Origin of the sequence: Streptomyces sp. SDT5-1 (genome assembly GCF_052245995.1) — a bacterium.
Classification (GTDB): domain Bacteria; phylum Actinomycetota; class Actinomycetes; order Streptomycetales; family Streptomycetaceae; genus Streptomyces.
Window position 1 is genome coordinate 7130169 of sequence record NZ_CM125963.1, and the last position, 24265, is coordinate 7154433.

Genomic DNA, 24265 nt, shown 5'->3' on the forward strand with positions numbered 1-24265 from the left:
AGATGGCCATGCCGCTTCGCCAGTCCATCAAGGTTGCGACATATCTCGCTGAACAGAAGATCCGCCGGCGGGACAAGTTTCCGCTCATCGTCGAATTGGAGCCGCTTTTCGCCTGCAACCTGAAGTGCGAGGGCTGCGGAAAGATCCAGCACCCGGCCGGGGTGCTCAAGCAGCGCATGCCGGTCGCCCAGGCCGTCGGCGCCGTCCTCGAATCGGGCGCACCGATGGTGTCCATCGCCGGCGGCGAGCCGCTGATGCACCCTCAGATCGACGAGATCGTGCGCCAGTTGGTCGCCAAGAAGAAGTACGTCTTCCTGTGCACCAACGCGATGCTGCTGCGCAAGAAGATGGACAAGTTCACGCCGTCGCCGTACTTCGCCTTCACGGTGCACATCGACGGCATGCGGGAGCGTCACGACGAGTCCGTCGCCAAGGAAGGTGTCTTCGACGAGGCGGTCGAGGCGATCAAGGAGGCCAAGCGGCGCGGCTTCCGGGTCACCACGAACTCGACCTTCTTCAACACGGACACCCCGCAGAACATCATCGAGGTGCTCAACTACCTCAACGACGACCTGAAGGTCGACGAGATGATGATCTCGCCCGCGTACGCCTACGAGAAGGCGCCCGACCAGGACCACTTCCTGGGCGTCACGCAGACCCGGGAGCTGTTCAAGAAGGCGTTCACGGGCGGCAACCGGCGGCGCTGGCGGCTCAACCACTCGCCGCTGTTCCTCGACTTCCTCGAGGGCAAGGTCGACTTCCCGTGCACCGCGTGGGCCATCCCCAACTACTCGCTCTTCGGCTGGCAGCGCCCCTGCTACCTGATGAGCGACGGGTACGTGCCCACGTACAAGGAGCTCATCGAGGAGACCGACTGGGACGCCTACGGGCGCGGCAAGGACCCGCGCTGCGACAACTGCATGGCGCACTGCGGGTACGAGCCGACGGCCGTGCTCGCCACGATGGGCTCGCTCAAGGAGTCCATCCGCGCCATGTCGGAGACCGTCGCCGGGAACCGTGGGTGAGCGCGTCATGAACGGAGAGCCTGTCTCACTGGGCCTCCCCGAGGTGCCGGTCCGGCCCATCTCCGAACGGCGAGTGAGCCGTCGGATCCAGGTCGGACCGGTGGCCGTGGGAGGCGGCGCACCCGTGTCCGTGCAGTCGATGACCACGACGCGCACGTCCGACGTCGGCGCGACGCTCCAGCAGATCGCCGAGCTGACCGCCTCCGGCTGCCAGATCGTGCGCGTCGCGTGCCCCACCCAGGACGACTCGGACGCGCTCGCGACCATCGCCCGCAAGTCCCAGATCCCGGTGATCGCGGACATCCACTTCCAGCCGAAGTACGTGTTCGCCGCCATCGAGGCGGGGTGCGCGGCGGTGCGCGTGAACCCGGGCAACATCAAGAAGTTCGACGACCAGGTCAAGCAGATCGCGCAGGCGGCGAACGACCACGGCACGCCGATCCGAATCGGGGTCAACGCCGGATCGCTCGACAAGCGGCTGCTCCAGAAGTACGGAAAGGCCACCCCGGAGGCGCTGGTGGAGTCGGCGCTGTGGGAGGCGTCGCTCTTCGAGGAGCACGGGTTCCGTGACATCAAGATCTCGGTGAAGCACAACGATCCCGTGGTGATGGTCAACGCGTACCGGCAGCTCGCCGCCGCCTGCGACTACCCGCTGCACCTCGGTGTCACCGAGGCGGGGCCCGCGTTCCAGGGCACCATCAAGTCGGCGGTCGCCTTCGGGGCGCTGCTCTCCGAGGGCATCGGCGACACCATCCGGGTGTCCCTGAGCGCCCCGCCGGTCGAGGAGGTCAAGGTCGGCAACCAGATCCTGGAGTCGCTCGGCCTCAAGCCCCGCCGCCTGGAGATCGTGTCCTGCCCGTCCTGCGGGCGCGCGCAGGTCGACGTGTACAAGCTCGCCGACGAGGTGACAGCGGGCCTGGAGGGCATGGAGGTGCCGCTGCGGGTCGCCGTCATGGGGTGCGTGGTCAACGGTCCGGGCGAGGCCCGCGAGGCCGACCTCGGGGTCGCATCCGGCAACGGCAAGGGCCAGATCTTCGTCAAGGGCGAGGTCATCAGGACCGTCCCCGAGTCGAAGATCGTCGAGACGCTGATCGACGAGGCGATGAAGATCGCCGAACAGATGGAGAAGGACGGCGTCGCGTCGGGAGCGCCCGACGTCACCGTGAGCTGAGTTCTGTAGTACGGACGGGAAGGGGGCTCGAGCGTGACGATTCTGGAAACGATCCGGGGGCCGCGCGACCTGAAGGCACTGAGCGAGGAGGAGATCGGCGAACTGGCCCACGAGGTCAGGGAGTTCCTGATCCACGCGGTCGCGAGGACGGGGGGACACCTCGGGCCGAACCTGGGCGTGGTGGAGCTGTCCATCGCGCTGCACCGGGTCTTCGAGTCGCCGGTCGACCGCCTCGTGTGGGACACCGGCCACCAGAGCTATGTGCACAAGCTTCTGACGGGCCGCCAGGACTTCTCCAAGCTGCGCGGCAAGGGCGGCCTCTCCGGCTACCCGTCCCGCGAGGAGTCCGAGCACGACATCGTGGAGAACTCGCACGCGTCCACCGCGCTCGGCTGGGCCGACGGCCTCGCCAAGGCACGCGAGGTGCAGGGCGAGCGCGGACACGTCGTCGCCGTCATCGGCGACGGCGCGCTCACCGGCGGCATGGCCTGGGAGGCACTCAACAACATCGCGGCCGCCAAGGACCGGCCGCTGATCATCGTCGTCAACGACAACGAGCGCTCCTACGCGCCCACCATCGGCGGCCTCGCCAACCACCTGGCGACGCTGCGCACCACCGACTCGTACGAGAAGGTGCTCGCCTGGGGCAAGGACGTGCTCCAGCGCACGCCCGTCGTCGGGCACACCGTGTACGAGTCGCTGCACGGCGCGAAGAAGGGCTTCAAGGACGCGTTCGCGCCGCAGGGCATGTTCGAGGACCTGGGCCTGAAGTACGTGGGCCCCATCGACGGCCACGACGTCGGTGCCGTCGAGTCCGCGCTGCGGCGCGCGAAGCGCTTCCACGGCCCCGTCCTCGTGCACTGCCTGACGGAGAAGGGCCGCGGCTACGAGCCGGCGCTCGCCGACGAGGCCGACCGCTTCCACACCGTCGGCGTCATGGACCCGCTCACCTGCGAACCCCTCGCCCCGTCCAACGGGCCCTCGTGGACCTCGGTGTTCGGCGACGAGATCGTCCGCATCGCCCGCGCGCGCGAGGACGTCGTCGCGATCACCGCGGCGATGCTGCACCCCGTCGGACTCACCAGGTTCGCCGAGGAGTTCCCCGAGCGGGTCTGGGACGTCGGCATCGCGGAACAGCACGCCGCCGTGTCCGCCGCGGGCCTCGCGACGGGCGGCCTTCACCCGGTCGTCGCCGTGTACGCCACGTTCCTCAACCGGGCCTTCGACCAGCTCCTGATGGACGTGGCCCTGCACAAGTGCGGAGTCACCTTCGTGCTCGACCGGGCGGGTGTCACCGGCGCCGACGGGCCGTCGCACAACGGCATGTGGGACATGTCCGTGCTCCAGGTCGTGCCAGGACTGCGGATCGCCGCGCCGCGCGACGCCGACCAGCTCCGCGCGCAACTGCGGGAAGCGGTCGCGGTCGACGACGCGCCGACCATGCTGCGCTTCCCCAAGGAGTCGGTGGGCGCGCCCATCCCTTCGGTCGACCGGATCGGCGGCATGGACGTACTGCACCGCACCGAGGGCGCGCGGGTGCTGCTCGTCTCGGTCGGCGTGATGGCGCCGGTGTGTCTCCAGGCGGCCGAACTCCTGGAGGAGCGCGGCATCCCCTGCACCGTCGTCGACCCCCGGTGGGTCAAACCCGTCGACCCCGACCTCGCGCCACACGCCGCCGCGCACCAACTCGTCGCCGTCGTCGAGGACAACAGCAAGGCGGCAGGCGTCGGATCGGCCGTCGCGCTCGCCCTCGGAGAGGCCGAAGTCGACGTCCCCGTACGGCGGTTCGGCATCCCCGAGCAGTTCCTGGCGCACGCCAAACGGGGCGAGGTGCTCGCCGACATCGGCCTGACGCCCGTCGACATCGCGGGCCGGATCGCGACCAGCCTGAGTCCGGCCGTGGACAAGGAGACCCACGCATGAGCAAGGAGTTCGACCTCGGCACGCTGCTCGCCGAGCGCGGCGCCGAACGGTACGAGCTGCACACCAAGTACCTCAACCACCAGCTGCCCAAGATGCTGCACACCATCGGCTTCGACAAGGTCTACGAACGGGCCGAGGGCGCGCACTTCTGGGACGACGAGGGCAACGACTACCTGGACATGCTCGCCGGCTTCGGCGTCATGGGCCTGGGCCGCCACCACCCCGTCGTACGCAAGGCGCTGCACGACGTGCTCGACGCCTCGCTCGCCGACCTGACCCGGTTCGACTGCCAGCCGCTGCCGGGCCTGCTCGCCGAGAAGCTGGTGGCGCACAGCCCTCACCTGGACCGGGTGTTCTTCGGCAACAGCGGTACGGAGGCGGTGGAGACGGCGCTCAAGTTCGCGCGGTACGCCACCGGCAGGCCGCGCATCCTGTACTGCACGCACGCCTTCCACGGCCTGACGACCGGCTCGCTCTCGGTGAACGGGGAGGACGGCTTCCGCGACGGCTTCGCCCCGCTGCTGCCCGACACCCCCGTCCCGCTCGGCGATCTCGACGCGCTGGCGCGGGAGTTGAGGAAGGGCGACGTCGCCGGGCTCATCGTCGAACCCATCCAGGGCAAGGGTGTCCACGAGGCACCGCCCGGCTATCTGCGGGCCGCGCAGGAACTCCTGCGCAAGCACAAGGCGCTCCTGATCGCGGACGAGGTGCAGACCGGCCTGGGCAGGACCGGCGACTTCTACGCCTACCAGCACGAGGACGGCGTCGAACCCGACCTGGTGTGCGTGGCCAAGGCGCTCTCCGGCGGCTACGTGCCCGTCGGCGCGACGCTCGGCAAGGACTGGATCTTCAAGAAGGTCTACTCGTCCATGGACCGGGTCCTCGTCCACTCGGCGAGCTTCGGCTCCAACGCGCAGGCGATGGCGGCGGGCCTCGCGGTCCTCTCGGTCATGGAGGACGAGCAGATCGTCGCCAACGCCCGCGCCATGGGCGAGCTGCTGAAGTCCCGCCTCGCCGGTCTCGTCGACCGCTACGAGCTGCTCAGCGACGTACGCGGCCGCGGCCTGATGATCGGCATCGAGTTCGGCCGGCCGACGTCGCTGAAGCTGCGCAGCCGGTGGACGATGCTCCAGGCGGCGCGCAAGGGACTGTTCGCGCAGATGGTCGTGGTGCCGCTGCTCCAGAAGCACCGGATCCTCACCCAGGTCTCCGGCGACCACCTGGAGGTCATCAAGCTGATCCCGCCGCTCGTGGTGGACGAGGCCGACGTGGAGCGTTTCGTCGAGGCGTTCACGGCGGTGATGGACGACGCGCACAGCGGCGGCGGACTGATGTGGGACTTCAGCAAGACACTGATCAAGCAGGCGGTCGCCAACCGCTGAGATCCCGCCTGGCGGGCTTTGCCTCTGAGGCAAGAAAGTTGCCGCAGGGGCACGGCTCTGGCTGAATCGACAGCATGAGCCCTGCCCTCCCGCCGGACGAGGCGGACGGTGCGGAGGTTCCGGAACCCCCGGAACTTCCCGCCGTCGCGCCCCAGCTCCGCGCACTGCGCCGGCGCGCCGCCCTCACCCTGGAGGCCGCCGCCGGATCCGCCGGTCTGTCCCCCGCGCACCTCTCGCGCCTGGAGACCGGACAGCGGCAGCCTTCGCTGCCGATGCTGCTCTCCCTCGCCCGCATCTACGGTACGACGGTCTCCGAGCTGCTCGGCGAGACCCCGGCCGACCGGGACGCGGTCGTGCGCGGCGCTGCCATGGACCGCACCGAGGCGGGCGGTTGGACGTACCAGCAGGCCGGATCGCCTGGCCGCGGCATGCAGGCCCTGCGGGTCCACGCGCCGTACGGCTCCCAGGGCGACGTCGTGCGTGTGCACCCAGGCGAGGAGTGGCTGTACGTCTTGTCCGGCCGGCTCCGCCTGCGGCTCGGCGACACCTCCTACCGGCTCGACCCGGGGGACAGCTCCCACTTCGACTCGCTGACCCCGCACCGGATCGCCGCCGTCGACCCGGGCGGCGTCGACTTCCTCTTCGTCCACACCCTGCTGCAGAGCCCGACGGCCGCCCTGTGTCTCGGCCCGGCGGGACCGGTGAAGGAGACCCGCCATGGCTGAGACCACCGACCCGAAGCCCCGCCGCCAGATCGAGGACAAGATGCCGCGCGGCATCCTGGTCCGCGTCCTCGTGTACGTCTTCGCGGGCCACGGCCTGGCGGCGTTCATCTATCTGCTGTTCACGCTGGGCGGGAACCGCTGAGGGCGGACCCCGCTAGTCGAGCAGCCGCTCGCGCAGCCGCTCGCGGGTGGCGGGGCTCAGCTTGAGGCCCACCTCCAGGTAGCGGTCGGTGCTGCCCCACTGCTCGTCGATGGTCTCCAGGCCCGCGTTCAGGTACTCGACGCGGGCGTCGAAGAGCGGGCTGAGCAGCTCCATGATCTCGGGGGAGTAGGCGTCCTTCGAGGTGGCCGTGCGGTGCACCTTGTAGCGGCGGTGCTTCTCGTTCGACTTGAGGTAGTCCGCCTCGATGGCGTCGCGCTCCACGCCCACCGCGAGGAGCGTCACGGCGATCGACAGGCCGGCGCGGTCCTTGCCCGCCGCGCAGTGCATCAGCGCGGGCAGGCTGTCCTCGGCGAGGGCGTGCAGGACGCGGCTGTGCTCGGCGGTGCGTTCCTTGATCATCGTGCGGTAGGACTCGACGAGCCGGTTCGCGGCGCGGCCCTCCGACAGGATCGAGCGGAGCTGCTCGATGTCCCCGTCGCGGACCATGGCCCAGAACTCGGCGCCGTCGGCCGGGTCGTTCAGCGGCATGTTCACATTGCGCACGCCGGGCAGCTCTACGTCGGCGCCCTCGAGCTTCTGGTCGGCCGCGTTGCGGAAGTCGAAGACCGTGTGCAGGCCGAGCGAGGAGAGGAAGCTCGCGTCCTCGGCCGTGGCGTGGGCGAGGTGACCGCTGCGGAACAGCACACCCTGGCGCACGCGCCGGCCGTCCACCGTGGGCAGGCCGCCCACGTCGCGGAAATTGCGCACTCCGGTCAGCTCGGGCTCGGTGGACGGTGCGTGCTGCGTCACAGGGGCTCCTCCCGTTCGATGCACCGGCGTTGGGTCGCCGGCGGGCGCGCTTCTGACGATACGACATCGGTTCCACAGGCAACCATCTGTCCGATTCGCTCGAATTTGTGCCAACTGTTCGTGAATCGAAGGGGCTTGTAGGCGTTGGCGTGACCGGCCTCATGTTCGTGACGCTGTGTGGCGACGGGCCGGGATCGCCTCCCCGGTAAATACCGAAGGTATGGCGTTGGTAAAGGGAGGAATGTCGACGCAGGGTTACGCAGGGCGGCCTCCAAAACCCAAGGAATTGCGGCCGCACGTGAATTCGGCAGTTGTCGACGCCATTGCGGTTCGCCTACGGTCACCAATCACTCCGGTCGGAACGCCTAGTCCTGCCGCCGCCCGGATCTCTCATCGACAACCCGTCACGGCAGGAGCGGGGGACCCACACGCACGACGCCGCGTAGGGGATTTCCCCAAGCGGCTAGGGGTGAAGCCGTTGCCCGCATCCCGGGCGCGGCCGGGCATCTCCAGCCCGAACCCGACAGCTCACCTCGTAGGCGACGGAGAGGAAATTCAGCATGCCCGCAAAGGGAAAGCACCGCCTTTCGACCTCCCGCCGCATCGCCCGCGTCGCCGCCGTCGCCTCCGCCGGTGGAGCCGCCGTCGCGCTGCCGCTCATGGGGGCCACCGGCGCCCAGGCCGCCACCTCCGGCGGCACCGCCGACGTGCAGACGTACACCGTCAAGGCCGGTGACACGCTCTCGAAGATCGCCAAGGCGCAGCACGTCGAGGGCGGCTGGAAGAAGCTGTACGAGGACAACAAGGACACCGTCGGCCCGGACGCCGACCGCATCGAGATCGGTGCGAAGCTCACCATCGGCGGCGCCTCCGAGGCCTCCGCCAAGGGCACGGCCGACGCCACGCAGACCAGCGCCAAGAGCGCCACCACCGCCTCCGGCGACTACGTCGCGCCGGTCGACGGCGCCCAGGGCCACGGCTACGGCAACTCCGGCTCCATGTGGTCCAGCGGCAGCCACACCGGCGCCGACTTCTCGGTCCCGACGGGCACCGCCGTGAAGGCGATCACCGACGGCACCGTCGTCTCCGCCGGCGACGGCGGCGCGTACGGCAACCAGGTCGTCATCGAGCACGCCGACGGCCACTTCTCGCAGTACGCCCACCTGTCCTCGATCGCCGTCGCCCAGGGCGACAAGGTGACCGCGGGCCAGGAGATCGGCAAGTCCGGCGCGACCGGCAACGTCACGGGCCCGCACCTGCACTTCGAGGTCCGCACCACCGCCGACTACGGCTCGGACATCGACCCGATCGCGTACCTGAGCGAGCACGGTGTGAGCGCCTGACGCACCGCTCGACGCGAAGCCTGAAACACGGCCCAGCGGCTCGTCGACCCGCTGGAATCGGCGCCCGGGATCCCCTCCCCGGGCGCCGATTCGCGTTCCCGCGCTTATTCCCCGATGCGCGAGTGGGCTTTCTCACCACCCGTCAACCCCTACCTACGATGGCGTAGGTCACTTTTCACGCGCGAAGATACGTGGTCGTGGCAAACGAATCGAGAGCACTCACGGACTCACCCAACGGCGCGACGATCCGGTCCTTCGCGGCCGTCGGAGACAGCTTCACCGAGGGCGTGGGCGACCCCGGCCCCGACGGGAAGTTCGCGGGCTGGGCCGACCGGCTCGCCGTCCTCCTCGACGACCGCGTCCCCGAGGACACCTTCAAGTACGCGAACCTGGCCGTGCGCGGAAAGCTCATCGACCAGATCGTCGCGGATCAGGTCCCCAAGGCGGTCGAGCTCGCCCCCGACCTGGTGACCCTGGTCGCCGGCGGCAACGACATCATCCGGCCCGGCACCGACCCCGACGACGTGGCCGAGCGCTTCGAGAAGGCCGTCGCCCGGCTCACCGACGCCGCCGGCACCGTCATGGTGGCCACCGGCTTCGACACCCGTGACGTGGCCGTGCTCAAGCACCTGCGCGGCAAGATCGCCACGTACAACATGCACGTGCGGGCCATCGCCGACCGCTACGGCTGCCCCGTGCTCGACCTGTGGTCGCTGCGCAGCGTGCAGGACCGCAGGGCCTGGGACGAGGACCGTCTGCACCTGTCGCCCGAGGGGCACACCCGGGTCGCGCTGCGCGCCGCCCAGACGCTCGGCCTCGAGGTGCCGGCCGACCCCGAGCAGGCCTGGCCGCCGCTGCCGCCGCGCGGCACGTTCGAGGTGCGGCGCGACGACATCCACTGGGCGCGCGAGTTCCTGGTGCCGTGGATCGGGCGCCGACTGCGCGGCGAGTCCTCCGGTGACCGCGTGCAGGCCAAGGGCTTCGTGGACCCGCACGCCGTGAAGGCGCACCTCCAGTCCGCTTCCTGAAGCGTCCCGAGGTTTTACGGGAAGGCGCTCGGGAGGAGGTCCGGGGTGACCCCTCTCAGCGCCCCGCCCCCGTCAACTCGGCCCGCTCCAGGCCGAGTTCGCGGGCGAGCGCCTCGTCGACCCACTCCTGCATCCGGGTCCGCGACACCGCGGCGGGCCGGCCCTCGTACGCCGTCAGCTGCACCGCGAGGCCGTCGAGCAGCGCGGTGAGGCGCAGCGCCGCCCCCATCGGGTCGGCGCAGACGAACTCCTCCGCCGCCACCCCCTCGGCGATCACCTCCGCGAGCGCCGCCTTCCACTGCCGGTCGAGGTCCCGCGTGACCTCCCGCAGCGCGGGCTCGCGCAGCGCCGCGGCCCAGCCCTCGATCCACAGCCGCCACCCCTTGGCCTGCCCGGTCGGCGCGTACCAGCGCACCGCGGCCCGCAGCCGCTTCAGGGCCGTCGTGCGGCGGCCGAGCAGCCGGCGCAGATGGGCCAGGTCGCTCTCGGCCGCGTGGGCGAACGCGGCGGCGACGAGCTTCTCCTTCGTCGAGAAGTGGTACAGCACCAGCGCGTTGCTCACGCCGAGCGCCGACGCCACGTCGGCGATGCGCACGGCGGAGACCCCGCGCGCCTCGATCTGTTCGATGGCGGCTCCCAGCAGCTCTTCCCGCCGCTCGGCCACGCTCAACCGGACTCTGGTCACGCCGCAAGCCTAGTTGTTCCCGTGCGCCGGGTTGTTGTCGTGCACGACTCTTGACGCCGCTCCGTCGTAGAGGTCACAGTCGCGTCACGTTCCACTACTGACTGGCCATTCAGTCAATAAGTCGGCCAACCGGGGGTAAGCGCCGCCCCAGCAAGAACCCCCGTAGTGCCGTCTGTGCTGTTCTCGTGCCGTTCTCGCCAGGAGCCATCGTGACCCAAGCGCCATCCCTTTCGCCGACCCCGCCCGCCGGGGACGAGCCGGACCTCTCCGAAGGCTGGGGCGAGCAGCGCTCACGGCTGCGCAAGGACCTGCGCCGTCTCGACGTGCTGTTCTTCCTCATCTGCACCCTCGTCGGCCTCGACACCATCGGCTCGGTCGCCGCCCAGGGCCCGCAGGGGCTCACCTGGATGGTCATCCTGGCCGTCGTCTTCTTCCTGCCCTACGGGCTGCTCGTCGCCGAACTCGGCTCGGCCTTTCCCGTGCAGGGCGGCCCGTACGTATGGACGCGGCTCGCCTTCGGCCGCCTCGTCGCGGGCGTCAACCAGCTCCTGTATTGGATCTCCAACCCCGTCTGGGTCGGCGGCAGCCTCTGCATCATCGCGCTGACCACCTGGGAGGAGTTCTTCACGCCGCTGCCCGGGGTGTGGAAGTACGTCGCCGGGTTCGTGTTCATCTGGGGCGGCGCGCTCGCCGTCGTGCAGTCCGTGCGCATCGGCAAGTGGGTGCCCATCGCGGGCGCCGTCGCGCGCGTGGTGCTGCTCGGCTTCTTCCTCGTCTCCGTCGTCGTCTACGCCGCAGAGAACGGCGTGCACGCCCTTCCGGCAGGCGAGTTCACCCCGACGTACGCCGGTTTCGTGGCGCTCGTCCCGGTCCTCATCTTCAACTACGTGGGCTTCGAACTGCCCAGCTCCGCCGCCGAGGAGATGAAGAACCCGCGCCGCGACATCCCGCTGTCCATCCTGCGCTCGGGCCTCGCCGCCGTCCTCCTCTACGGAGGCCCCATCCTCGGCATCCTGTTCGTCCTGCCCAGCGAGGAGATCGGCAGCCTCGGCGGCTTCATCGACGCCTGCAAGGCCGTCTTCACCGTCTACGGCGGCTCCATCGCGGCCGACGGCACGGTCACCCTCACCGGGCTCGGCTCCGTCTTCGGCGGCATCGCCGCGGCCGGACTCATCATCGGCCTGCTCACCTCCGGTGTCACCTGGGCGATGGGCGCCCACCGCGCGCAGGCCGTGGCGTGCGCGGACGGCGCAGGACCGGCCTGGCTGGGCCGCATCTCCGAGAAGCACGGCACGCCGGTGCGGGTCAACATCCTCTCCGCCGTGCTCGGTTCGATCCTGTTCGTCGTCGCCCTCAACCTCACCGGCGGCGACGGCGAGAAGTACTTCGCCGCGGGCCTGGGCCTGACCATCAGCACGACGTTCATCTCCTACGTCATCACGTTCCCGAGCCTCGCCGTGCTCCGCCGCAAGTACCCCGACCAGGAACGTCCCTACTCCGTGCCGGGCGGCCGCGTCGGAGCGTGGATCGTGGCCGCGCTGGCCACCGGCTTCGTGGCGTTCACCGTCGTCGTCCTCATCTGGCCCGGCTTCGGCGTGGGCTGGTTCGGCACGTCGGGCAACCCGGCGGACTCCCTGCCCGAGTCCTTCGCGGGCGAACGCCTCCCGTACACCCTCAGCCAGGTCCTTCCGCTGCTCCTGTTCGTGGTGATCGGCCTGATCTTCTACGCGACCGGGGCGCCGGCGCGGCGCAGGGCGCGCGCGAACGAACGAGCGTGACGGAACGACGGAACGACCGAAAGGGCTCCCACCTCGCGGGTGGGAGCCCTTCGGGCTGTGTGTCGGTCGGGTTGGTTCGGTCGGGCCCTGTCAGTGCCCGACGACCGCGTGCCCGTCCAGGGCGATCGCGCCGCCGGGGTGCACGAGCAGCGGATTGACCTCCAGGTCGGCCAGCTCGGGATGGTCGGCCGCGGCCCGCGCCACCGCGCACACCGCCGCGACCGCCGCCTCCAGATGAACGGCGGGGGCCCCGCGCCACCCGGTCAGGAGCGGCGCGTGCCGCAGTTCGAGCAGCAGCGCACGCGCGCGTGCCGGAGCGAGCGGGGCGAGGGCCAGGGCGGTGTCGGCGTGCAGCTCGGCGGTGACACCGCCCGCGCCGACCATGACGACGGGCCCGAACGCCGCGTCCCTGCGCACACCGACGATGAGTTCCCGCGCGTACGGGGGAGTGGCCATCGCCTCGACCGCGTAGCGCTCGGCGCCCGTGGCTTCCCGCATCCGCGCGAACGCGGCCCGCAGCGCGGACTCGTCCGCCAGATGCAGCGCGACACCGCCCGCCTCCGTCTTGTGCGCGAGCCCCATCGCCTTGAGCACCAGCGGATATCCGGTGCGGTGCGCGGCCTCCACCGCCGCGTCCGCGTCCGACACGAACTCCGCGGTGGGGAAGGCGACCCCGTACGAGGCGAGCAGCTCCCGCACCCGCTCGTAGCCCCCGTCCTCGACCTCGTACGCCGCCGGGGGCCCGGTCCGCTCCTCGGGGAGGCGCGGCTCCGCGGACGCCAGGCGCACGGCGCCCGCCAGGGCCTTCGCGGCCTGCTCGACGCGTTCGTGCACCGGGACGCCGCGCTCCCGCAGGACGGCGAGCGCCGGCGTGTCGCGGGCCATAGTGTGCACCACAAGGGCCCGACCGGACGCGTCCGCCGCGTCGGCGAGGGCGTGCGCGATCTCGCACTCGCGGTCGGCCTGCGCCGGGTTGGCGCTCGCGTAGTCCCCGAAGTAGCCGGTGAGCACGACCGTGTCCGCGTCCCCGCCGTGCAGCAGTGTGGCCGCCACGCGCGCGTAGGCGGCCAGGTCCTGCTCGCCCGCCCCGGCCAGGTCGACCGGGTTGGCGCGGCCCGCGCCGGGCGGCAGCTGCGCGCCCAGGGCGGCCACGGTGTCCGGGGCGAGCGCGGGCACATCGAAGCCGTGCGCGGCGAACGCGTCGGCGGCCAGCGCGCCCTGCCCGCCGCTGTCCCCGATCACGGCGATCCGGTGCGGTGGGGCGGGTGTGGCGCTGGGTGGGAGGTCGGTGGGCGGGGGTGGGGTTTCGTGGCGGTGGGGGGAGGGGCGGGAACGTACGAGGGAAGGGGGTGGGGTCATCAAGTGGAGGGCCGTGTCGACGAGTTCGCCCGCCGAGTCCAGGAGGAGGGCGCCGGCGTCGCGGCAGACCGCGGCCACCGTCGCGTGCGGGCTCACCAGGGCGCCCGTGTGGGAGGCGGCCGCGCGGCCCGACGCCGCGCTGCGGCCCACGGTCAGGAGCAGGACCGGCTTTCCCGCCGCGTGGGCGGCCGCCAGGACGTCCGCGAGGCGGCGGCCGTCCCGGAAGTCCTCCACGTACGCCGCGATCGTTCTCGTGGGCGCGTGGGCGATCAGCGACTCCAGGGCGTCGGCGGCGTCGATGTCGCGTTGGTTGCCGAGCGACACGAAGCGCGAGAAGCCGGCGCCCGCGCGGGCGAGGTGGCGGCCGATCTCCAGGGCCAGATTGCCGCTCTGCGAGACCAGGCCGAGGCCGCCGGTCGGGAAGTCGCCCCAGCTGAGCCGGAGTTGGCTCGTCGTGTCGACGATGCCCATGCAGTTCGGGCCGAGCAGTCGGGCGCCGTGCGAGGTGACCAGGTCCGCTAGCGAGTGCTCCTCGGCCGTGCCCGAGGTGATGACCGTGAAGCAGCGGGCGCCGGCGTCCAGGCCCTCCTGGACGACCGGGCGCACCTGGTGGGGTGGGACCGCGACCACGACGTGCTCGGGCGGCGCGGTCAGTGCGGACAGGGCGGGGCGGAACGGTTCGCCCTGGAGGTGGCCGCCCTTGTGGTTGACCAGGTGGACCGTGCGCCGGCCCCGTCCCGTCAGGGCGCCCGTGGCGAGCCAGTAGCCCCACTTCTCCGGGTTGTCGGACGCGCCGACGACCGCGACGGACGCCGGGTCGTACAGCGCGTCCAGGCTGCTTGTCGTCGTCACCTGTACCACCCGAACCTCTCCGCGAGGATCGGCAGCCGGTCCGCGACGATGGCGTGCGCCGCGGCCCTCGGGGTCGTGCCGTCCCCCTCCGCGCGCGCGAGCATCTGGTCGATCAGCGCGCGCATGGAGCGCCGCGTGTAGGCGAACGCCTCGTCCGCGTCGGCGCCGATGTCGCCGAACAGGGTCCACCACCACCAGGCGTTCGTACCGGAGTTGACGACGACATCGGGGAGCACGGTGATGCCGCGCCGGGTCAGCAGCTCCTCGGCGTCCGGGAGGACCGGCATGTTCGCGGCCTCGACGACCCAGCGGGCCGTGATCCGCTCCTGGTTCGCCGCGTCGATCGCGTACGACACGGCCGCGGGCACGAGCACGTCCGCGTCCGCCGACAGCCAGGCGTCACCGGGCAGTTCGCGGTCCTCGGGGCGCAGCAGCTCGCGGTCGACCGTGCCGTAGGCGTCGCGGGCCGCGAGCAGCGCCTCCACGTCGAGCCCGGAGTCGTTGGCGATGGTGCCCTTCAGGTCGGCCACGGCGACGACGGTCAGCCCCGCGCGCGCGAGGAAGCGGGCCGTGGCGCCGCCCATGGTGCCGAGCCCCTGAAGCGCCACACGGGTGCCCTCGTACGGCACCTGGGCGCGGTCGAGCGCCACGAGGACGGCCTCCGCGACGCCGCAGCCGCCCACCAGCTCGTCCAGGCCGATGCCGTCGACGTCCACCGCGAAGGCGTCCGCGAGCCGCTGCCTCGCCGCCTCCTCGTCGTCCAGGAGCGGGTACACGGCCTGGATGGACGACACGAGGCCCGCCTCCGCCGCCGCCTTGTCGACCAGGTCCTGGGTGAGCCCGAGGTCCTCGCCCGTCGTCCAGAAGGACTCGATGTACGGGCGCATCGCCTTCAGGTAGCGCACGAGGACCCCGTACGCCTCCGGGTCCTGCGGGTCGCAGTCGATGCCACCCTTGGCGCCGCCCAGCGGGATGTACCGGCCCTCCGGGTTGTAGTGCAGCGCCTCCTTCATCGTCATGCCGCGCGCGAGCCCCGCGACCTCGTCGAGCGAGCAGCCGGCCCGCATGCGCAGGCCACCGCTGGAGACGCCGCGCACCAGGCGGTCGACGACGAGGTAGCCGTTGCGGCCGGTGACGTGGTCGGTCCAGGTGAGCTGGGTGAGGGGGGCCGTAGGAGTCGTCGGAGTCGTCGGGGGAGTGGCGGTGGTGGCGGGCGTGGGCGGCGTGGGGGCGGTCATGCGGTCTCCTCAGGAACGACGATCAGGGTGGGGGTGGGAGTGGTCAGGGCGGTGCTCAGCGCCTTCGCGAGCTCCTCCGGGGTACGGGCCGTCGCGCCGTGCCCTCCGTAGGCGCGCGCGAGCGCGGGCAGATCCACGCGCGCGTGGTCGACCGCGAGCGGGGCGTCGCCGCGGGCCTTCATCTCGTCGCGGATCTCTCCGTAGCCGGAGTTGTCGAACACGACGACGGCCAGGGGCTGTTGGAGCGCGGCGGCCGTGGCCAGCTCCTGGACGGAGAACTGCAGCCCGCCGTCGCCGCTCAGCGCGACGACCTGACGCTCCGGGTGCGCGGCCTTGGCGCCGATCGCGGCGGGCAGCGCGTAGCCGAGCGTGCCGAACCCGGTGGGGTGCAGATAGCGGGCGCGCGGGCCCAGGGTGAGGTGCGGCAGGGCGCCGTAGTAGCAGCACTGGGCGCTGTCGGAGGTGACGATCGCGTCCGGGGCGAGCGCGTCGCGGATCGCGTCCAGGAAGGGCAGCCAGTGCGCGTCCCGGGGCTGCGACTCGGCGTTGCGGGCCGCTTTGAGGGCGGCGGTTTCGGCGTGCGCGCGCACGGGGTCGGCCGCGCGCGCTTCTCGGGTCTCCTGCACGAGGGCGTCGAGCGTGGCCGCGGCGTCACCGACCAGCGGCACGTCCGCGGGGGAGCCGCCCGCGTACATCTGCGCCGCGTCGATGTCCACACGGATCAACCGCCCTTGGAAGGGCGGCAGTTCAGTGACCCACGTGTCGGACTCCGCCAGCTCGGTGCCGACCGCGAGGACCGCGTCGCGGGTGGTCAGCCACTCCTGGACGGCCGGGCTGTGCAGGGACACGCCGAGCGAGAGCGGGTGCTGCTCGTCGACGATCGCCTTGCCGTTCGCCGTGGTGACCACCGGGGCGGCCAACTGCTCGGTGAGCGCCAGGCATTGACCCGCCGCGCCGCGCGCCCCGCCACCGAGGACGAGCGCGGGACGCTCCGCCTCGCGGAGGAAACGCGCTGCCTCCTTGAGAAGCGCGGTGTCGGGGACGCGCGGCGCGGCCGGGGGAGCGGTGCGGGGCGCGCCCGCGGGCTCCTTCGCCTCCAGGAGGTCGAGCGGAATCTCGATGTGGGCCGGGCGCGGCCGCTCCGAGCGGAACAGCGTGAACGCGCGGGCCACCGCGACCCCGATCTCCGCCACCGAGGACACCCGGTGGCTGAAGGCGGCCACGTTCCGCAAAGCCTCGGTCTGGCTGCGCATTTCGTGCAGCAGCCCGGTCGACTGGCGCGGGTGGCGCAGCGGCATCCCCGGCGACACCACGAGCAGCGGCACGCTGTCCGAGTAGGCCTGTCCGACGGCCGCCGCGATGTTCAGGAGCGCGGGCCCTGTGGTGGTGATCGCCACGCCGGGCGTGCCCGTCACGCGCGCGTACGCGTCCGCCGCGTAACCGGCGCCCTGCTCGTGGCGCGGTGCGACGTGCTCGACGCCGTAGGCCGCCAAGTGGCCGTAGATCTCCAGGTTGTGGGTGCCCGGGATGCCGAAGGCGCGGGTGACGCCGTGCGCGGCGAGGGCGCGGACGAGCGCCTCGCCGCCGGTGAGGCGGGTGGGGTCCGCCGTGGGGTGGGGACTGTGACGCGGTATCGCGGCGGGTTCGTGCTGAGTGGTCACAGGGACCTCGCAATGATCAGGCGCATGATGTCGGACGTGCCCTCCTCGATCTCCTCCAACTTGGCGTCGCGCATCCACTGTTCGACCGGGAACTCGCGCGAGTAGCCCCAGCCGCCCAGCGTCTGCACGGCCGCCCAGGTGCAGTACGCGGCGGTCTCCGACGCCGTGAGCTTGGCCATCGCCGCCTCCGTGGTGGCGGACTTGCCGGCGTCCAGGCGGCGGGCCGCGCGCCAGGTCATCAGGCGCGACTGCTCGATGCGGGTGCGCATGTCGGCGAGGCGGAACGCGACCGCCTGGTGCTCGACGATCGGCTTGCCGAACTGCACGCGCGTGCGCGCGTAGTCGCGCGCGAACTCGTAGGCGGCGCGGGCGACTCCGGTGGCGGCGGCGCCCAGGACGACCCGCGAGATGTCGAAGGTGCGCATCAGGCCGACGAATCCCTGGCCCTCGTCGCCGAGCCGGTTCTCCTCGGGGACGAACGCGTCCGAGAAGAAGATCTCCCGGCAGACGATGGCGCGCTGGCCCATCTTGCGCATCGGCTCGCCGAAGGTGACGCCCTCGGTGTCCTTGGGCACCAGGAAGGCGCTCACGCCGCGCGAGCGCCGGGTGGGGTCCGTCTTGGCGAACACCACGTAGCGGTCGGCCTCTCCGGCGTTCGAGATCCACGCCTTCTGGCCGTTGAGCAGATAGCCGCCCTCGGTGCGGTGTGCCGCCGTCGTGATGGACGCGGCGTCCGAACCGGCGCCGGGCTCGGTCGTGGCGAGCGCCGTCATCGGGGTGTCGGGGCCCGCGAGCGGGGTGAGCCAGGTGCGCTGCTGTTCCTCGGTGCCGAGCGCGAGCACCGGGTCGGCGAAGAAGCCGTTGGAGCAGAGGAGATTGCCGATGCCCAGGTCGCCGACGCACAGCTCCTCCTGGACCAGGACCTGCGTGAACACGTCGGTGAAGCCGCCTCCGCCGAACTCCTCGGGGAGCATGAAGCCGGTGATGCCGACCTTGGCCGCCTTGCGCCACAGGTCCCAGGGAGTCTCGACGTCCGCCTCGTCGACGGCACGCGCGCGGGGCCTGATCTCCTCGGCCGCGAACGTCCGGGCGAGGTCGACGACGGCGTGCTGTTCGGGAGTGAGCGGGACCAGTTCGGTGGGGAGTTCCGACACGGTGCCTCCTGACGACATTACTGAATCGTCGGTCAGTATCCGGAGTCGTCGAGAGCGCTGTCAATCGAACTGTTACTGAATGCTGGATCAGTTTGTGGGAGGCGCTCGGGCGTGGGTGCGGCGAGGCGCTCGGGTGTGGGGTGAGGGTGGCAGTAAGAGACGCCCGTCACGCGGACGGGAATGCGGGCACACGGCGGGCGCCCGGTGCGTTGTCAGTGGTGCCGCACATAATGAGAAACCTGATCGATCAATGGGAGGCGCCGTGTCACGTTCTCTGACTTCCGGTCTGCGCTCGCTCCAGCCCGACGCCTTCGGCGCCGAGCCCACCGGGGCCCGGCTCGACCGCATCCGCCGGTCACCGAACTTCGCGGACGGCTCCTTCCAGAACCCGGAGGGCGCCCGCACCCGGCCCGACGGCTCGATGCTCGACTTCGCGAAGGTGTACTTCCGCAAGGAGGACCGCGCTCGCCGCGCGCCCGCGGGCACGGTGCCCGTGCACGCCACGACCCTGGCCGACCTGTCGAAGCCGGCCCCGAGCGGACTGCGCGTCACATGGATGGGGCACTCCAGCGTCCTCGCCGAGATCGACGGAGTGCGGGTGCTGTTCGACCCGGTGTGGGGCGAGCGCTGTTCCCCGTTCGCCTTCGCGGGCCCCAAGCGGCTGCACCCCGTGCCGCTGCCCCTCGCCGCGCTCGGCCCGGTCGACGTGGTGGTGATCTCGCACGACCACTACGACCACCTCGACATGCCCACCATCAAGGCGCTCGCCCACACCGACACCGTCTTCGCCGTGCCGCTCGGCGTCGGCGCCCACCTGGAGCACTGGGGCGTGCCCGAGGACCGGCTGCGCGAGCTGGACTGGCACGAGTCGACCCAGGTCGGGGGCGTGACCCTGACCGCGACCCCGGCGCGCCACTTCTGCGGCCGCGGCCTGCGCAACGCGCAGCACACCCTGTGGGCGTCCTGGGTCGCCCAGGGCCCCGAGCACCGGGTCTTCCACAGCGGTGACACCGGATACTTCGCCGGCTTCAAGGACATCGGCGCCGAGCACGGCCCATTCGACGTCACGATGATCCAGATCGGTGCCTACTCGGAGTTCTGGCCCGACATCCACATGACCCCTGAGCAGGGCATCCAGGCCCACCTCGACCTTCAGGGCGGTCCCGTGTCCGGGCCGATGCTGCCGATCCACTGGGGCACGTTCAACCTCGCGCCGCACGCCTGGCCCGAGCCCGGCGAGGGCACCGTCACCGCAGCCCGCAGGGCCGCCGCGCGCATCGCGCTGCCCCGGCCGGGCGAGCCCTTCGAGCCGGGCGCCGACGAGCTGCCCTCCGAGCAGTGGTGGCGCGCCGTCGCGACGGAGCCGCAGGGCGGGTGGCCGGTGGCCGGTCCCGTGCCGGGAGCGGAGGAGATCGTCATCGCGCGGTAGGCGTGGTCCCCGGTGGGTGCTACGCCGTCCGGACCGCCCGCAGGACCGTGTCGCGGTGGTGGTGGGTGCCGGGCGGGGCCGGGGCGGTGCGCGGGCGGGTCTCGTCGACCTCGACCTTCCAGGCGCGCCCGTCCTCGGTGCTCTCGGTGAGGAGCGCCGCGATGTCCTCGGCCCAGTAGTAGTCGGCCGGGTCGAACTCTGCGGTCACCTCCGGAGCCTGCGTCAGGTCCGCGAGGGCGTGCGTGACGAACAGCAGCGTGCCGCCGGGCGCCACCGCGTCGACGATCCCGCGCGCCGCCGCCGAGCCCGATGCGCGCAGCAGCGGGAAGTACTGCACGGTCACCAGGTCGAAGGCCCCCGCGGGCGGCGGCGTGACGGCGAGGTCGGCGCGCGCCCAGGCGATCCGGTCCTCCACGTCGGCCCCCGCCGCGGCAGCCCGCCGCAGCGCCACTTCGGAGACATCGACCGCGGTGACCCGCCAGCCGCGCCGGGCCAGCCACAGGGCGTCGCCGCCCTCGCCGCAGCCGACGTCGAGCGCCTGGCCGGGCCGCATGTCGCTCACCTCGTCTACCAGCACGCCGTTCGGATTGCCGCTGAAGAGCTGCTCGCTGGCGCGGTAGCGCTCGTCCCACTCCTGTGCGGTGTCGTTGTCCATGGCGCTCGGCCTGCCTCTCACTGGTGTGTGCCGCCGTCGACTGTGTGTCCCGTCGACGCCAAGGTCGCTCCGCCCTCCCGTTCGGGCAAACTTCTTTGCGGAAAACGCAAAAGCGGGGCACCGTGGACGTATGAGCGACGACGTCGACGGAGTGCTGGCCGCGGTCGGACCGAGGCTGCGGGAGCTGCGCAAGCGCAGGGGCGCCACTCTGACGGCCCTGTCCGAGACCACCGGAATCCCGATCAGCACCCTCTCCCGCCTCGAGTCGGGACAGCGCAAGCCCGGACTGGAGCTTCTGCTGCCGCTCGCGCGGGCCCACCAGGTGTCGATCGACGAGCTGGTCGGCGCCCCGGACGACCTCGATCCGCGCGTGCACCCGAAGCCGATCGTCCGCAACGGCGCCACGATCGTCCCGCTGACCCGCAAGCCCGGCGGCCTCCAGGCGTTCAAGCAGATCCTCCCGGCGGGCCTGACCACCGGCCGCGAGCCCGAGCCGCGCTCCCACGAGGGGCTACCACTGGCTGTACGTCCTGAAGGGGCGGCTGCGCGTCCTCCTCGGCGATCAGGACGTCGTGCTCACGGAGGGCGAGGCCGCCGAGTTCGACACCCATCTGCCGCACTGGTTCGGCAACGCGGACGACCGCGCCGTGGAGTTCCTCAGCATCCTCGGACCGCAGGGCGAGCGCATGCACATCAGGGCGCGCTTCAGGCCGGACGAGCCGAGTGAACCCGTGTGAGAGACCCGGGCGCCCCGCGATGAATTCCGCCTCCGGTCCCGGTCTCCCCTGATGAACATCAACGACACGGAGGCATGGCATGAACAAGATCACCGGATCCGCTCCTGAGCGGGCATCCGTGCTCGACAAGCAGTTCACCGCGACGCTCCGGAAGAGCCCGAACAAGGGCGGCTGGATCTACGTCGTGTGGCCCGAGTCCGTGGAGTTCTTCGGCACCCGCGGCCTCGTGAAGGTGCGCGGCACCATCGACGGCCGGCCGTTCCGCAGCTCGTTCATGGCCCTCGGCGACGGCACGCACAAGCTGCCGGTGAAGGCGGACCTGCGCGAGGCGATCGGCAAGGACGAGGGCGACACCGTCACCGTCCGACTCCTGGAGCGACTGAACGGCTGAACGCCCGAACGGCTGAGCAGGTGAACGCCCGTGCGGGCGCACCCCGGCAACGTATTCGGTCGTAGGTGCGAGCACTCATACCAGAGCGGGACCTGGACCGCCGGAGTTTGTCAACTGCCCCTCGCGTATATGCCGTTGGCGACTACCGTGTGTGCTCGCCGCGCGACGCCCGGTCGCGCTGACCGCTGTCTTTGCACCGTTGTCTTCTCATCCGTCGAGCCACCCCCACTGAGGTCGTCGTATGTCCCAGCTCCGCCAGCCGGCCGCCCGCGCAGACCGCCGCGAAGGCGGTCGGCACGGCAGGCCGGCCGGGCGGGCCGCGCCGCACCCGACCGAGACGCACATACGGTCCCAGCTGCTGCGCATCGCCGTCCTGCCGCCGCTCGCGGTGGCCCTCGGCGCGAGCGCGGCCGTGCTGTTCGTGCTCCAGCACACCGGCCTTCGGCCCAGCATCACCCTGTGGGCGGTGCTGGGCGGCGCCTGCCTGGTGACGGTCGCCGGCATCGTGATCGCCGCCATCGCGGCCCGGCGCGCCGCCGCCTCCGTACGGGACCGGCTGCTCGCGCTGCGCCAGAGCGTCGCGCACGGTCAGGCCGAACTGCGCGGGCTCGTCGAACAGTTGCGCAAGGGCGAGGACCCGCCCCCGCGCCGCGCCCCCGCCGTCCGCGCGCCCGGCGGCGACGACTTCGACCGGCTCGCCGCCGACCTCGCGCGCGGCCACGACATCGCCGTCACCGCCGTCGTCCAGGCCACCCAGCTGTCCAGCCAGACCGGCAGCCGGCAGAAGGTCGAGGTGTTCGTGAACCTCGCCCGACGCCTCCAGTCGCTGGTGCACCGGGAGATCAGCCTCCTCGACGAGCTGGAGAACCAGGTCGAGGACCCCGACCTGCTCAAGGGCCTCTTCCACGTCGACCACATGGCCACCCGCACCCGACGGCACGCCGAGAACCTCGCCGTGCTCGGCGGCGCCGTCTCCCGCCGCCAGTGGAGCCAGCCCGTCTCCATGACCGAGGTGATGCGCTCCGCGATCGCCGAGGTCGAGCAGTACTCGCGCGTGAAACTGGTGCCGCCCATCGACGGCACCCTGCGCGGGCACGCCGTCGCCGACTGCATCCACCTGCTGGCCGAACTCGTCGAGAACGCCACGGTGTTCTCCGCTCCGCACACCCAGGTCCTGCTCCGCGCCAACCAGGTGACCTCCGGGCTCGCCATCGAGGTGGAGGACCGCGGCCTGGGCATGCCGGTCACCGAGCAGAACAAGATGAACACGCTGCTCAGCGACCCCGACCAGGTCAACGTGGCGAGCCTCCTCGCGGACGGCCGCATCGGCCTGTTCGTGGTCTCGCAGCTCGCACGGCGGCACGGCATCACGGTGCGCCTCCAGACCAACATCTACGGGGGAGTGCAGGCGGTCCTCGTCCTGCCCCAGGACCTGCTCGGCGGCGAGGACGACACGAACCCCGGCGGCGTACGGATCCAGCACGTGCGCAAGGCCGCCGCCGCGGCGACCGCGGACAGCGTGCTCGGCTCCGAGCACGCCCCGCCGTCGCAGAACGGCCATCGGCCGGGCCCGCCGCCCACCGGCGCGAACCCGGGCGGCACGCGCCCGGCACCGCAGGGCGCCCCGGCGAACGCGCCGGTCGCCGCCCCGCGCACCCCGCCCGCCAACCACCCACCTGTCACCACCCGGCCCGCCAACGCCCCCGCCCCCCAGCCCCCTTCGCCCACCCCCGACCCGACCACCACCGGCACCTACGCCGCCGTGCCCCGGCAGACGACCATGGGGACGCCCCCGGCGGGCACCCCCATCGCCCAACCGCCCGCGACCGCGCGCCCCGGTGCCCACGCCCCCCTCCCGCAGCGCATCACGGGCGACGCACGCCCCACGCCCGCCGACGCGCTCCCCGGCATCCGCCCCGAGGCCCGCGAGGCGGCGGCCCACGCCGAACCCCAGGTCACGGCCCGCCCCGAACCCTTCGTCCAGAGTTCCGCCGGCCGCCCCCAACTGCCGCGCCGCAGGGCCCAGGAGCACATCGCCCCGCAACTGCGCGGCGGCCCGGCGCCCCGCCAGGACGACGCGCCCCACGCCCTCCACGACCCCGGCCTCATGGCCGCCTTCCAGCGCGGCATCACGCTCGCCGAGTCCGCCGAACCCCGCGCCCCCGGCGAGGCAGCCCCCGGCGACGGAGGACCGCCCGCGCAGCGGGAGCCGGACCCCGGCGAGCAGGGCGGCGGCGCCCCCGCATGACCACAAGAACCACGACGACGCACCCGCCCCCGCCCCGCCGTCCCCCCACCCGACAGCACCACACCCAGCAGTCCACCAAGGAGTCGATCCCCCATGGCGAGCGATGTGCCGACGGGTCATGTGTCCGATCTCGACTGGCTGATGAGCGGCCTCGTCCAGCGCGTTCCCCACACCAACAGCGCCGTACTGCTGTCGTCCGACGGCCTCGTCAAGTCCGTGCACGGGCTCGACGCCGACAGCGCCGACCACATGGCGGCCCTCGCCTCGGGCCTCCACTCGCTCGGCCGCAGCGCGGGCATCCGGTTCGCCGACGGCGGTGACGTACGGCAGGTGGTGGTCGAGCTCGACTCGGCGCTGCTGTTCGTGTCGACCGCGGGCTCCGGCACCTGCCTCGCGGTGCTCGCCGGGCGCGAGGCCGACGCGGCGGTGCTCGGCTACGAGATGGCGATGCTCGTCAAGAGCGTGCGCCCCTACCTGGTCACCGCTCCCCGGCAGCCGTCCGCCGAGCCCACGGCGATGAGGAATTGAC

Annotated in this window: 20 protein-coding genes, 1 pseudogene and 1 riboswitch; of the genes and pseudogenes, 14 read left to right on the forward strand and 7 right to left on the reverse strand. The window is 71.8% G+C overall.

What is annotated here, in order from left to right; genetic code table 11:
* The first annotated feature begins 2 nt into the window (after positions 1–2).
* The 6 genes from hpnH to ACTWJ8_RS32690 all read left to right on the forward strand — a co-directional run bounded on the left by hpnH (position 3) and on the right by ACTWJ8_RS32690 (position 6368).
* Positions 3–1025, forward strand: coding sequence for an adenosyl-hopene transferase HpnH (gene hpnH, locus ACTWJ8_RS32665; RefSeq protein WP_356373661.1), 1023 nt, complete (start codon positions 3–5; stop codon positions 1023–1025).
* 7 nt (positions 1026–1032) lie between these two features.
* Positions 1033–2196, forward strand: a complete 1164-nt coding sequence (gene ispG, locus ACTWJ8_RS32670; protein ID WP_443261169.1) for a flavodoxin-dependent (E)-4-hydroxy-3-methylbut-2-enyl-diphosphate synthase — start codon at positions 1033–1035, stop codon at positions 2194–2196.
* Positions 2197–2229: 33 nt separating this feature from the next.
* The gene (gene dxs / locus ACTWJ8_RS32675; protein WP_443261170.1) at positions 2230–4119 is read left to right on the forward strand and encodes a 1-deoxy-D-xylulose-5-phosphate synthase; all 1890 of its coding nucleotides are present in this window, start codon (positions 2230–2232) and stop codon (positions 4117–4119) included.
* On the forward strand, positions 4116–5501 hold the full coding sequence (locus ACTWJ8_RS32680; protein WP_356373658.1) for an aspartate aminotransferase family protein: 1386 nt from the start codon (positions 4116–4118) through the stop codon (positions 5499–5501). The genes dxs and ACTWJ8_RS32680 overlap by 4 nt, the downstream gene beginning before the upstream one ends.
* Before the next feature lie 74 nt (positions 5502–5575).
* A complete protein-coding gene (locus ACTWJ8_RS32685; RefSeq protein WP_356373657.1) occupies positions 5576–6226 on the forward strand; it encodes a helix-turn-helix domain-containing protein in 651 nt (216 codons plus the stop codon).
* The gene (locus tag ACTWJ8_RS32690; protein WP_356373656.1) at positions 6219–6368 is read left to right on the forward strand and encodes a DUF6126 family protein; all 150 of its coding nucleotides are present in this window, start codon (positions 6219–6221) and stop codon (positions 6366–6368) included. Before ACTWJ8_RS32685 ends, ACTWJ8_RS32690 begins: the two co-directional genes overlap by 8 nt.
* Before the next feature lie 12 nt (positions 6369–6380).
* Here the strand turns inward: ACTWJ8_RS32690 and ACTWJ8_RS32695 are convergent, their stop codons facing one another.
* Complete coding sequence (locus ACTWJ8_RS32695; RefSeq protein ID WP_356373655.1) at positions 6381–7178, reverse strand: tyrosine-protein phosphatase; 798 nt, start codon at positions 7176–7178, stop codon at positions 6381–6383.
* A 384-nt stretch (positions 7179–7562) separates the two neighbouring features.
* Positions 7563–7735, forward strand: a riboswitch (cyclic di-AMP (ydaO/yuaA leader).
* A gap of 3 nt (positions 7736–7738) precedes the next feature.
* Between ACTWJ8_RS32695 and ACTWJ8_RS32700 the strand changes: the two genes are divergently transcribed.
* Positions 7739–8521 carry a M23 family metallopeptidase gene (locus tag ACTWJ8_RS32700; RefSeq protein ID WP_443261171.1) on the forward strand — a complete coding sequence of 261 codons (783 nt, stop codon included), beginning with the start codon at positions 7739–7741 and terminating at the stop codon, positions 8519–8521.
* A 245-nt stretch (positions 8522–8766) separates the two neighbouring features.
* Positions 8767–9549 carry an SGNH/GDSL hydrolase family protein gene (locus ACTWJ8_RS32705; protein ID WP_443265073.1) on the forward strand — a complete coding sequence of 261 codons (783 nt, stop codon included), beginning with the start codon at positions 8767–8769 and terminating at the stop codon, positions 9547–9549.
* A 55-nt stretch (positions 9550–9604) separates the two neighbouring features.
* Here the strand turns inward: ACTWJ8_RS32705 and ACTWJ8_RS32710 are convergent, their stop codons facing one another.
* A complete protein-coding gene (locus ACTWJ8_RS32710) occupies positions 9605–10234 on the reverse strand; it encodes a TetR/AcrR family transcriptional regulator (RefSeq protein ID WP_443261172.1) in 630 nt (209 codons plus the stop codon).
* A 209-nt stretch (positions 10235–10443) separates the two neighbouring features.
* Here ACTWJ8_RS32710 and ACTWJ8_RS32715 point away from each other — a divergent pair, with 209 nt between their 5' ends.
* On the forward strand, positions 10444–12012 hold the full coding sequence (locus ACTWJ8_RS32715; RefSeq protein WP_443261173.1) for an APC family permease: 1569 nt from the start codon (positions 10444–10446) through the stop codon (positions 12010–12012).
* A 90-nt stretch (positions 12013–12102) separates the two neighbouring features.
* Here ACTWJ8_RS32715 and ACTWJ8_RS32720 read toward each other — a convergent pair whose 3' ends face one another.
* From ACTWJ8_RS32720 to ACTWJ8_RS32735, 4 genes are read right to left on the reverse strand one after another with little or no spacing between them, the layout of a single operon-like run.
* Positions 12103–14223 carry an acetate--CoA ligase family protein gene (locus tag ACTWJ8_RS32720; RefSeq protein ID WP_443261174.1) on the reverse strand — a complete coding sequence of 707 codons (2121 nt, stop codon included), beginning with the start codon at positions 14221–14223 and terminating at the stop codon, positions 12103–12105.
* Positions 14220–15461, reverse strand: coding sequence for a Glu/Leu/Phe/Val dehydrogenase dimerization domain-containing protein (locus tag ACTWJ8_RS32725; RefSeq protein ID WP_443261175.1), 1242 nt, complete (start codon positions 15459–15461; stop codon positions 14220–14222). Before ACTWJ8_RS32725 ends, ACTWJ8_RS32720 begins: the two co-directional genes overlap by 4 nt.
* Positions 15458–17122, reverse strand: a complete 1665-nt coding sequence (locus ACTWJ8_RS32730) for a 5-guanidino-2-oxopentanoate decarboxylase (RefSeq protein WP_443261176.1) — start codon at positions 17120–17122, stop codon at positions 15458–15460. Before ACTWJ8_RS32730 ends, ACTWJ8_RS32725 begins: the two co-directional genes overlap by 4 nt.
* Positions 17119–18276, reverse strand: coding sequence for an acyl-CoA dehydrogenase family protein (locus tag ACTWJ8_RS32735; protein ID WP_443261178.1), 1158 nt, complete (start codon positions 18274–18276; stop codon positions 17119–17121). The genes ACTWJ8_RS32730 and ACTWJ8_RS32735 overlap by 4 nt, the downstream gene beginning before the upstream one ends.
* A gap of 250 nt (positions 18277–18526) precedes the next feature.
* Here ACTWJ8_RS32735 and ACTWJ8_RS32740 point away from each other — a divergent pair, with 250 nt between their 5' ends.
* Positions 18527–19705 carry an MBL fold metallo-hydrolase gene (locus tag ACTWJ8_RS32740; protein ID WP_443261179.1) on the forward strand — a complete coding sequence of 393 codons (1179 nt, stop codon included), beginning with the start codon at positions 18527–18529 and terminating at the stop codon, positions 19703–19705.
* Between the two features lie 19 nt (positions 19706–19724).
* On the opposite strand, the gene ACTWJ8_RS32745 is transcribed toward ACTWJ8_RS32740, so the two are convergent.
* Positions 19725–20360 carry a class I SAM-dependent methyltransferase gene (locus ACTWJ8_RS32745; RefSeq protein WP_443261180.1) on the reverse strand — a complete coding sequence of 212 codons (636 nt, stop codon included), beginning with the start codon at positions 20358–20360 and terminating at the stop codon, positions 19725–19727.
* A 130-nt stretch (positions 20361–20490) separates the two neighbouring features.
* Between ACTWJ8_RS32745 and ACTWJ8_RS32750 the strand changes: the two are divergent.
* The 4 genes and pseudogenes from ACTWJ8_RS32750 (at position 20491) to ACTWJ8_RS32765 (ending at position 24264) form a co-directional block, all read left to right on the forward strand.
* Positions 20491–21097, forward strand: a pseudogene (locus ACTWJ8_RS32750) (helix-turn-helix domain-containing protein).
* A 79-nt stretch (positions 21098–21176) separates the two neighbouring features.
* Positions 21177–21488: a DUF1905 domain-containing protein gene (locus ACTWJ8_RS32755; RefSeq protein ID WP_443261181.1), complete on the forward strand. Its 312-nt coding sequence runs from the start codon at positions 21177–21179 to the stop codon at positions 21486–21488.
* 241 nt (positions 21489–21729) lie between these two features.
* Positions 21730–23736: an ATP-binding protein gene (locus ACTWJ8_RS32760; RefSeq protein WP_443261182.1), complete on the forward strand. Its 2007-nt coding sequence runs from the start codon at positions 21730–21732 to the stop codon at positions 23734–23736.
* Positions 23737–23829: 93 nt separating this feature from the next.
* Positions 23830–24264 (forward strand): roadblock/LC7 domain-containing protein, encoded by a 435-nt coding sequence (locus ACTWJ8_RS32765; RefSeq protein WP_356373642.1) that lies wholly within the window; start codon positions 23830–23832, stop codon positions 24262–24264.
* The last annotated feature ends 1 nt before the right edge of the window (position 24265 follow it).